This is a genomic window from Salinibacter sp. (genome assembly GCF_036626415.1).
Lineage (GTDB): Bacteria > Bacteroidota > Rhodothermia > Rhodothermales > Salinibacteraceae > Salinibacter.
On sequence record NZ_JAZKRW010000112.1, the window covers coordinates 1 to 9,806 of the forward strand.

The following is a 9,806-nucleotide window of genomic DNA, read 5'->3' on the forward strand; positions in this document are numbered from 1 at the left end:
CCGGAAGATGATCCCCGCAACCCCGGCGTGATTGCCGACAACGTGGGCGACAATGTGGGCGACGTGGCCGGCATGGGCTCGGACCTCTACGAATCGTACGTTTCGGCGGTGGCGGCAACGATGTTCCTCGGCGCGGAGGTCGACTTCGCCGCGGCCTTTCCGAACCTCGGCTTCGAGAACCTGGGCCTCATGATTGCCTTTCTCTTCGGGGTGCTCGGCATCGTGTCGTCCATCATCGGGTACTTCTTCGTGAGCGCGGGGGAGGGGGGCGACGTCTCCTATGAGCAGCAGGCCGCCAATGCCCGCTCGGCGCTCAACCGGGGCACTACGGTCGCCAACGTCCTCACGAGCCTGCTGGCCCTGGGCCTCATTTTCTGGCTCATTCCGGGCGGCGAGTCGGCCGCGGCCGTCATTGACGATGCGGCGGCCACGATGGACGTGCGGTGGGCGCTCTTCCTCGTCCTGCTGGCCGGCCTGCTCACGGGCGTCGTCATCGGGAAGGCGACCGAATACTACACCTCCGAGTACAGCCCCGTAAAGCAGATTGCGGAGTCGGCCAAGACCGGTGCCGCCACGACCATCATCGAAGGGCTCGGGACCGGCATGCTCAGCACGGTTGTGCCGGCCCTGGCGGTGGCCCTCGCGACCCTGCTGGCGTACCACCTGGGCGGCCTCTTCGGCATCGCCCTCGCCGCGCTCGGGATGCTGCTGACGCTCGGCGTGGTGCTCTCGACCGACGCGTACGGGCCGATTACCGACAACGCGCAGGGCATTTCCGAAATGGCCAACCTCGGCCAGGATGTGCGAGAGCGCTGCGAGGCGCTCGACTCGGCCGGCAACACGACGGCGGCCATCGGCAAAGGCTTCGCCATCGGCTCCGCCGCGCTGGCGGCCCTCGCGTGGCTGGCGACCTACTTCTCGGAGGCGGCCGCGCAGGACCTGCTGTCGCTGGAGGCGGGGGTCAACCTGATGAACCCCGCCGTGCTGGTGGGCCTGCTCCTGGGCGCGATGCTTACGTTCTACCTGGCCTCCGTGGGCATTCACGCCATCAGCCGCGGGGCGGCGGCCGTCGTCAATGAGGTGCGGCGCCAGTTCGCTGAGATTGAGGGCGTGCGCAGTGGCGACACGAAGCCGGACTACGCCCGGTGCGTCGACATCACGACGACCGCGGCCCTGCGGGAGATGATGCTGCCGGGCATCGTCGTGCTCATTGCGCCGGTCCTCGTCGGCGTGCTGCCCGGGCTCGGCGTCGAGGCGCTGGCGGGCCTGCTCGCCGGGGTGCTCATGGCCGGCTTCCTCATGGCCATCTTTATGTCGAACGCCGGGGGGGCCTGGGACAACGCCAAGAAGTACATCGAGTCCGGCGTCCACGGCGGGAAGGGCAGCGAGGCGCACAAGGCCTCGGTCGTGGGCGACACGGTGGGCGACCCGCTGAAGGACACGGCGGGCCCCTCCCTCAACGTGCTCATCAAGCTGATGGGCAAGGTCGCGGTCATCTTCCTCCCGCTCTTTGCTTACCTGCTGGGCTAACGCGTCCCTTCATCCCGATCGACGTTTGCTCCCGGCCGGGCTCGGTTGCCCGGTCGGGAGTTTTTTTTGTGGGTGTCGGTGCGGACCGTCAGTTGAACTGATTCATCGCCGAGCCCAGGTCCTCGCGGGCCGCCGTGAGGACGGCCTCCTGGGCGTCCTCGAGGGCCGACCGGGCCGCCGGTCGCTGCTCGTCGGTAAACGGGGAGAGAACGTAGTCGGACTGGCGGCCGTCGGGGAAGTCGTCGCCGATGCCGATGCGAAGGCGCGAAAACTCCGTGGTGCCGAGCCGCTGGGCCACGTGCGTGAGGCCGTTGTGGCCGCCGCTGCTGCCCGACGGGCGGAGTCGAATGGTGCCGACGGGGAGGTGCAGGTCGTCGACAATGACGAGCAGTCGGTCGACCGGGAGGTCGTAGTAGTCGCGGAGGCCCGCGACTGCGTCGCCGCTCCGGTTCATGTACGTGAGCGGTACGGCCAGCCCGATCTTCTGGTCGGCGTAGCGGCCCCAGCCGACGAGCGCATCGGACTCGTGCTGCAGCGAAATGTCGAGGCGCCCGGACAGTGCGTCGATGACCTGATGGCCCACATTGTGGCGCGTATCTTCGTACTCGGCGCCCGGGTTGCCGAGGCCAATGGCGAGAAGGGAGGGAGTGGACATGCGGGCTCGGAGACGTCTAGAGACAAATAGAAAAGGGCGACCGGGACCGGCCGCCCTTCTGGAAAATCAAATGGAGGGGCGCTTCGGCGTGCAGGCAGTGCCTACTGGTACTCGTCCTCACCGTCGCCCTCGCCAGGCGCTTCTTCGGCCTCGGCCGCTTCGCCTTCTTCTGTGTCGACGGCCTCGCCCTCTTCGGCGATTTCTTCCTCGGTGAGCTCTTCCTCCTCTTCCTCGGCCTCGGTCGTGGGCGCGGTCTCGATCTGCGGGGCCACGACCGTGACGAGCGTCTGGTCTTTCGACGTTTTGATCTCGTAGTCGGTCTCAAGGTCGTAGACGTGAAGCGAATCGCCAATGACGAGCTCGCTGATGTCGACCTCAATCTGGGAGGGAATGTTCTCCGGCAGCACCGAGATCGTGAGTTCGCGGGCAATCTGCTGCGTGTCGCCGCCGTTTTGCTGGCCCACCGGGATTCCGGCGTAGTGCAGCGGCACCGTCAGCGTCACCTCGTCGCCTTCCTTGAGGGCCTGGAAGTCCGCGTGCAGGGGGCGGTCCGTGAGCGGGTGCAGATCGTAATCCTTCAGGATGCAGTGCCACGTGTGGCCGTCCATTTCCACCTGAGCCACCGGGGCCGAGCGGCGGTAGATCAGTTTGTTGAGGGCGGCAATCGGAATCTGCAGCGGGGTCGACTCGACGGTGCGCCCGTACAGGACGCACGGCACGCGGTTGTCGTTGCGAATGTCGCGGGCGGCCTTCGAGCCGGTCTCGCGCGGCTGGGCTTCGATGACGGGGGCGTCCATGACAGGAAGACGATCCGGTGAAAAGGGCGGCAGCGACCGGACGAGCGCCCGGCCGCCTCTTTGTGCAGAGTGTATGCTAGATGCACCCCCACATTTGGTTCCAGGCGCGAAGGCCCGATTCAAGCAAAATAGACGCTAGGAGACGTACGGTTCGCTCAAACGTGCTCCACACCCCATGAGTCTGCTGATTCTGCCGTCGCCGGCTCCTTCCGTTATTCGGTGAAGAGTGTGGAGACCGATTGGTCGGTATAAATGTGGCGGATGGCTTTGGCGAACAGGTTCGAGACGCTCACGACCTCGATGCAGTCGGACGGACGCTTGAGGGGCACCGTGTCGGTGAGGATGAGTCGTTCGAGAGGGGAACTCTCGATGCGGTCGTAGGCCGGGCCGGAGAGAAGACCGTGCGTGCAGGCCGCCATAATTTTCAGGGCGCCGTGATCCTTAAGCGCCTTCGCCGCACGGGTGAGTGTGCCAGCGGTGTCGACGATGTCGTCGATGATGAGGACGTCTTTTCCCTCCACATCGCCGATGACGTTCATCACCCGCGCCTCGTTTTGGCGGGGGCGGCGTTTGTCGATAAGGGCTAGGTCCACCCCTAGCCGCTGTGCGTAGGCGCGGGCCATCTTGAGGCCGCCCACGTCCGGGGCCAGTACGACGAAGTCGTCGAGGTCGAACTGGCGGACATGGTCGATCAGAACGGTGGAGCCGTAGAGGTGGTCTACCGGCACGTCGAAGAAGCCCTGGATCTGGGCGGCGTGGAGCTCCATGGTCAAGATGCGGTCCACGCCGGCGGACGTGAGCATGTTGGCCATAAGCTTGGCCGCGATGGAGACGCGCGGCTGGTCTTTGCGCTCCTGGCGGGCGTAGCCAAAGTAGGGAATTACGGCCGTCACGCGCTCGGCCGAGGCCCGCTTGGCGGCGTCGATCGAGAGGAGCAGCTCCATCCAGTTGTCCGCCTTCGGATGGGTGCTCTGGATGATGAACAGATCGGCCCCCCGGATGGACTCTTCAAAGCGAACGTAGATCTCGCCGTCGGCAAAATCCCGGATGCTGAGGTCGCCGAGGGTTGTGCCGTACGCCTCGGCAATCTTGGTGGCGAGGGCCGGGTTGGAGCGGCCCCCAAAGATGGCAACGCGGTGTTCATTGCTCGACGCACGCATGAGGGGAGGGGGCACCGGGGCGGCAGCGATCGGGATGGGGAAGACGTGGTTGCCCGGGGTGGATTCGAACCACCACTAACGGCTCCAAAGGCCGCTGTCCTGCCATTAGACGACCGGGCAATAGGAGAAGATGCTTTCTGTAACGCTGCGTTGTCACAGGGTAGAAAGCAGCACGGAGTGTATCAACGAGGCGACGGGAGTTCAGTTCGTGAAGAGGGGCTGAGAAGCGACGGGCGAGAGGGAAAACGTCAAAAGAAAAATGTCACATCCAGGCGCGCAGCTCGGCGAGGTCTTCTGCCACGGCAGCGACCTCGTCGGCGGCCAGCACGCCCCGATCAGTGAGCAGGCCCCCGGTCACGAGAGCGGCAGGCGTGGTATCGAAGCGGGGCGCCCACACCGCCACATCGAGGGGGCCGTCGTACACGGCTCGGTCCGCGGCGGACTCGTTGGGGGTGTTTTCGTCCACGGAGATCTTGTCCACGGCACACGCGGCGTACACGGGCACCTCGGCCCGGTGGGCCGCGAGGGCGGCCCCGTATGTGCCGACCTTATTGGCCACCGCGCCCGAGGGCTGGACCGTGTCCGCGCCCACGAGGACGGCGTCGACGGTGCCGTCGTGCAGGCGTCGGGCGATGGCGGCGTCGGGGAGGAGCGTAACGTCGAGGCCCGCCCCCGACAGGTGTTCGGCGACGCCGACGCCCTCGTTTCCAGGGGCCGAGGCGGCGATGCTCACGGTGGGCGAAGGGGCGGCCGCCTGCAGGGCCGACAGCACGGTGCCGGAGCGGGATAGGGTGAGCACGTGCGTCCCCCCCACCCGCGTGGCGGCCGTCTCGGCCGCCGCCTCGTCGGCCGCCAGGGCGTCCTGAAGGGCTTCGTGGGCGTTGGCCTCGACGGTCGCGGGAAGAAACTCCGGGCGGCTCGCGTACATGGCGCGGTGAAGCCGGTTCGTCAGTGCGGCCATCGAGGGGCGGGCGTCCAGCAGACGGTGAGCGATGCCCAACAGACGCGCTCGGGCGTCCTCGATGGTGGACGCGTCGGAGCTCGCCAGCATCCCGGCCCGATCGCGCAGCACCTCCAGGGCCCGGAGGGAAAGATGGGCCGACCCGTGCGTCGTGTCGTTTGCGAGGCCGAAGATGGACGGCGCCACGCGGCGGTACGAGGCCCAGAGGTCCGGCACCGTATCGCGCCGCAGCATCACGGTCGGGGACGCCCACTCCGCCTCGTCGGTCTCCCAGTTCGTCTCAATCGCCCGAGTCTCTGTTTCGAAGAGAAAGGGATGGACCCGCCAGCGAGTCCCGCGGTCCTCGTCCTCGACCGCAAACGGCGCCCCTTGCTGCTGGGGCCGAAGGTCGGCCTCCTGAAGACCCGTCTCTTGCTCGATCTCTCGGAGTGCAGACGCAGAAGGATCCTCGTCGTCAACGTGCCCGGCGACGGCACCCCATTGGCCGGGGTAGGAGCCGACGTCCTCGCTGCGGCGAAGAAGCAGCACCTCGCCTCGATGTCGGAGAAAGACGGTGACGACGGGCGTCGAGGTGGCGTCGGCCATGAGACGAAAACCAGGGGGAACGGACAGGAGAGAGGTTTAAGAAATCCAGGGCCTCGCACGCGTCCGGCCGTCGAGCGATCCGCCCACGAAGTGGACGGTTGAGAATTTTGCGATCGATTATTACTATAGGAGTAGTAATAATCAAAGATGCCACTATGCTGAGCCCCCACGGTCGCCTCGTGCTTCTGCTGGCCTGTGTCCTGGGCGGTGCCGGATGTGTCGCGTCGTCCTCCGAGCTGGCTGAAGACCCATCGCCGGAACAAGTCGCTCCGACGCCCGACTCGCTCCGCCCGGTGGCAATGCGCCGGGATACGACGCGACGCCCGTTTGAGGGGACCGGATCGGTAGAGGCGCTGCGTGCTGCCTACATGGACGGCGCGTACGAGACGGTGGTTCGTCGCATCCGCACTCGCCGCCGCGACTTGCTCCGCGCCTCTGAGATGCAGGAGCTCCACGTCCTGCTCGGGCGGGCCGAACAGGCGCGCGGACGGCACGCGGCGGCCATCGACGCCCTGCGCACGGCTCGTCGGATCGCCGAGGAAAAAGCGCGGTCCACGGTTTCGATTGACCGGACCCTCGGGGATAGCTACGCCGCACTCTACCGGTGGTCGGAAGCGGCGTCGGCGTTTCGGCGCGTGCTCGACGCCCGTCCGGACGATCGGGCGGCCCGTCAGGCCCTCGCGGAGGTCCACCGGCGGTCTCGGAGCTGGCGCGAGGCGCGGGCCCAGTACGCGCGGCTGGTGCGTGCCGACTCCTCGAACGGGCGGTGGTGGGCGCGTCTCGGGCAGTGCAATCTCGAGCTCAACCACACGGAGCGGGCGCGGCGCCACTTCGCGGAGGCCCATCGTCGAGCGCCGCGGTCGGCGGAGGTTGCGCTGTCCCTCAGTCGGTTGCACCGTGCGGAGGGGGCCCTCGACGCGGCCCGGCGCGTGGTCGACACCACCTTGGCCCACCAGTCCGGGGACCCCCGACTGTGGCGTCGGCGGGGCGACCTCGCCTTTGAGCGAGATGATCTCGAGAGGGCACGCCGAGCATACGTGCGAACGCTTGCCGCGGGCGACTCATCGGCGACGGTGTACCGGCGAATTGGTCTCGTCGATGTGCGTCGCCAGCAGTACGCTCAATCCTTGCCGTTCCTTCGACGGTCCCTGCGGCGCGACTCCAGCCACACACGCACGACCCTCTATCTGGGGGTCACGTACCTGCGGCTCGACAGCCTGCGGCGGGCGGGCACGCACCTCCAGAACACGATTGACCGGGAGGCGAGGGGGCCAATCACGAAGGCCCTGGAGCATCAAGGGAGCCTGAAGAGCCGGCAGGGGGCCGTGGCCGCCGCGGTTGACGCCTACAGGACGGCCCTTCGCCTGCGCCCGGAACGGGGGGAGCTCTACTTTCGTCTCGCAACGGTTTACGACGAGCACTACAGGGACAAGGCGCCGGCGGCCCGTTATTATCGCCGGTTTCTCCAGACGAGGGAGGCCGCCCTCCCCGAGCTGCGCCGCTACGCAGAGTCTCGTCTCGAGACACTCCGTCCCATTCTCCACATGCAGCAGTCTCCCTCGTCATCGAACGAATGAGGGCGGGGATCCAGCCAACACTGGTCTCGTTGGAAGACTGTGCGAAGTTAGGATCCCCAGCACGGAGGGGCCCCAAGCATTTTGTTGCTCATGTCCGCGCTTCGGGGCTTTTGATCGCCCATCCTGACGCCCCCTGCAATCCATGCTTGATGCCATGCGACGGACCGCTGCACTTCTCGTCCTTCTCGGTCTCCTCCTGAGCACCAGCGTGTCGGCCCAGCCGGCGGTCTCTCTTCGCGGGAACGTGGGCGCAGCGTTCTTTCAGTCCCCGGAGGGCTTGAACACCGTCTTGAACTCCGGAGTGGACCTGGGGCTCGGCGCCGGGGTCGAGGTGTACGACGGGCTGGAGGTTGTGCTGCAGGGCAGCTACGACCGGTTCACGCTGAACGGCGACAACGTCGCGCTCCTGGAAGAAAACCTGTCGGTCGGGACGTCGGTGGAGGGTGGGGCCCTCAACGTCCTGAATGGGACGATTGGGTTGCGCTATACCCTCAAGAATCAGAGCGACGCCCACCCGTACGTGTCGGGGGGCGTGGGGCTCTACCGGACCGAGTTCGCGGAGGCACGGGTGCGCCAGAGCGAAAATGTACTCCCGGAGCGATCCACGAGACGCAGGGGCTTTCACGTCGCAATCGGGTCCAACTTCCGAATCGACGAGACCTACAGTGTATTCGTAGAGCCGCGGTACGTGGTTGTGGACACGGAGGGGTCAGACCTGGAGACGGGCTCGTCCACCCGCTACGTCACTGTTCGGCTGGGGATGGGCGTGCAGCTGTGAGCTGCCCGACACACGAGGGCGGGAGCGAAGTGGACCGGAGAGATCCGCAGAAAAGCAGAGGAGGAAGACGGTGGGGGCTACGCCGCTGTCGCGGCGTTGACGGCCTCCACGCGCTTTACCTTGGGCACCGACCGCTTGAGGGCCTGCTCGATGCCGGCGCGCAGGGTCATGGTGCTCATGGGGCAGGACCCACAGGCCCCCAGCAATTCCAGCTCCACCACGTAGTCGGACGTGACGTTCAGCAGCCGGACCGATCCGCCGTCCGCCATGAGGTACGGGCGAATGGTGTCAAGGGCCTCCTCAATGTCGTCACGCAGGGCTGGATCCATGTGGGGCGACCCGTCTTCGGCGTCGGGGGACGAAGGCACGTCGTCGGACATAAAGCGTCGAGGGAATTGGCGAAAGCGGCGTGAACCCGCACGTCATAATTCTTTAGACATCCAACGGATGCAGCGCGGGCACGTTCGGGGATGTTCGGAATTGTGGGGGAGCACGCTCCGCCCTGGAAGTCGAGCGGCACTTACTCGTAAAGAATTTCGATCTTCTGCGTGGGGTCGTCCTCGGCGTTGCGAAGGGCGACTTGCTCGGTGAGCTGGTCGGCAATCTCGGCGAATGCCTGCGTGGAGGCGCTGTCCGGGGCAGACCGGACGATGGGCGTGCCCTGGTCGCTGCTCTTGCGGATCTCCTGCTGGATGGGCACCTCGCCGAGAAACGGTACGTCGAGCTCCCGGGCCAGTTCGTGGGCGCCCTCGCGGCCGAAGAGGTAGTATTTGCGGTCCGGCTGGTCGGGGGGGGAGAAATAGGCCATGTTCTCGACCATGCCCACCACCGGCACGTTCACGTTGTCGAACATGGCCTTGCCCTTCCGCGCGTCGGCGAGGGCGAGGTCCTGTGGGGTCGAGACGATGACGGCCCCGGTAAGGGGAATGGTCTGCACGATGGTGAGCTGGACGTCGCCCGTGCCGGGGGGCAGGTCGAGAATCATGTACTCGATGTCGCCCCAGTCCACGTCGCCGAGGAACTGGCGCACCGCCTTCGTCACCATCGGCCCGCGCCAGACGACGGCCTGGTCGGGATCGACCATGAAGCCCATCGACAGGGTCTTGATCCCGTGCTTTTCGAGCGGCACCATCTTGCGCTCGTCGTTGACGCGCGGCTTCTCGCCCTCCATGCCCATCATCTTCGGAATCGACGGGCCGTAGATGTCCGTGTCGACGAGCGCCACCTCGTACCCCTGCTCGGAAAGAGACATCGCCAGGTTGACGGCGACGGTGCTCTTGCCCACGCCGCCCTTGCCGCTGGCCACGGCGATCGTGTTCTGTACGCCGTCCTCACCGCTGGTCTGCTGCATCGTCTCGCCCTCCCCCATCATCACGTCGTCACCAAGCGGAATCATCTCGCTGTCGACCTCCACGTCCACCGATAGCCCTCGGCTCACCTCCTCGTGGAGGACGCGCTGACAGGCCTCCTCCACCTGATTGGCGAAGGCGCTATCCGGGTCTTTCACGACGACAGTGAAGGAGGCCCGGCCGTCCTCGATCGTGAGGTCCTTCACCATGTCGAGCCGGATGATGTCCTGACTCTCCTCGGGATGCTTGATCTGTCGGAGGGCATCCAGGACGTCTTCGCGGGCGACAGCCATGAGGCACGAGGGGGTTGGTAGGAGAAAAATCACAGCACTACACCCCACCACAGGGACGGGTGGATGTTCCTCTCAGCGGGGGGAAGGCCCGTCGAATTACGTCATCTTACGATGCCTGCTC

9 protein-coding genes and 1 tRNA gene are annotated in these 9,806 nt (G+C 66.3%); 3 read left to right on the plus strand and 7 right to left on the minus strand.

Annotation, left to right across the window (positions count from 1 at the left end):
- A partial coding sequence (locus tag V5A20_RS11210; protein ID WP_332327367.1) for a sodium-translocating pyrophosphatase occupies nucleotides 1-1,530 on the plus strand: 1,530 nt, incomplete at its 5' end.
- Nucleotides 1,531-1,618: 88 nt separating this feature from the next.
- Here V5A20_RS11210 and pth read toward each other — a convergent pair.
- The 5 genes from pth to V5A20_RS11235 all read right to left on the minus strand — a co-directional run bounded on the left by pth (nucleotide 1,619) and on the right by V5A20_RS11235 (nucleotide 5,688).
- Complete coding sequence (gene pth, locus V5A20_RS11215; protein ID WP_332327368.1) at nucleotides 1,619-2,185, minus strand: aminoacyl-tRNA hydrolase; 567 nt, start codon at nucleotides 2,183-2,185, stop codon at nucleotides 1,619-1,621.
- A 101-nt stretch (nucleotides 2,186-2,286) separates the two neighbouring features.
- The gene (locus tag V5A20_RS11220; RefSeq protein ID WP_332316270.1) at nucleotides 2,287-2,982 is read right to left on the minus strand and encodes a 50S ribosomal protein L25; all 696 of its coding nucleotides are present in this window, start codon (nucleotides 2,980-2,982) and stop codon (nucleotides 2,287-2,289) included.
- 212 nt (nucleotides 2,983-3,194) lie between these two features.
- Nucleotides 3,195-4,142: a ribose-phosphate diphosphokinase gene (locus V5A20_RS11225; RefSeq protein ID WP_442978396.1), complete on the minus strand. Its 948-nt coding sequence runs from the start codon at nucleotides 4,140-4,142 to the stop codon at nucleotides 3,195-3,197.
- A gap of 46 nt (nucleotides 4,143-4,188) precedes the next feature.
- Nucleotides 4,189-4,262: transfer RNA gene (locus V5A20_RS11230), tRNA-Gln, on the minus strand.
- A 142-nt stretch (nucleotides 4,263-4,404) separates the two neighbouring features.
- Nucleotides 4,405-5,688: an NUDIX domain-containing protein gene (locus V5A20_RS11235; RefSeq protein ID WP_332316272.1), complete on the minus strand. Its 1,284-nt coding sequence runs from the start codon at nucleotides 5,686-5,688 to the stop codon at nucleotides 4,405-4,407.
- A gap of 155 nt (nucleotides 5,689-5,843) precedes the next feature.
- Here V5A20_RS11235 and V5A20_RS11240 point away from each other — a divergent pair, with 155 nt between their 5' ends.
- On the plus strand, nucleotides 5,844-7,265 hold the full coding sequence (locus V5A20_RS11240) for a tetratricopeptide repeat protein (protein WP_332327369.1): 1,422 nt from the start codon (nucleotides 5,844-5,846) through the stop codon (nucleotides 7,263-7,265).
- Between the two features lie 154 nt (nucleotides 7,266-7,419).
- Nucleotides 7,420-8,043: an outer membrane beta-barrel protein gene (locus V5A20_RS11245; RefSeq protein WP_332316274.1), complete on the plus strand. Its 624-nt coding sequence runs from the start codon at nucleotides 7,420-7,422 to the stop codon at nucleotides 8,041-8,043.
- A 77-nt stretch (nucleotides 8,044-8,120) separates the two neighbouring features.
- On the opposite strand, the gene V5A20_RS11250 is transcribed toward V5A20_RS11245, so the two are convergent.
- Together V5A20_RS11250 and V5A20_RS11255 are read right to left on the minus strand one after the other, a co-directional pair.
- On the minus strand, nucleotides 8,121-8,423 hold the full coding sequence (locus V5A20_RS11250; protein WP_442978395.1) for a NifU family protein: 303 nt from the start codon (nucleotides 8,421-8,423) through the stop codon (nucleotides 8,121-8,123).
- A 140-nt stretch (nucleotides 8,424-8,563) separates the two neighbouring features.
- Nucleotides 8,564-9,685: an Mrp/NBP35 family ATP-binding protein gene (locus V5A20_RS11255; RefSeq protein WP_332316275.1), complete on the minus strand. Its 1,122-nt coding sequence runs from the start codon at nucleotides 9,683-9,685 to the stop codon at nucleotides 8,564-8,566.
- Between the last annotated feature and the right edge of the window lie 121 nt (nucleotides 9,686-9,806).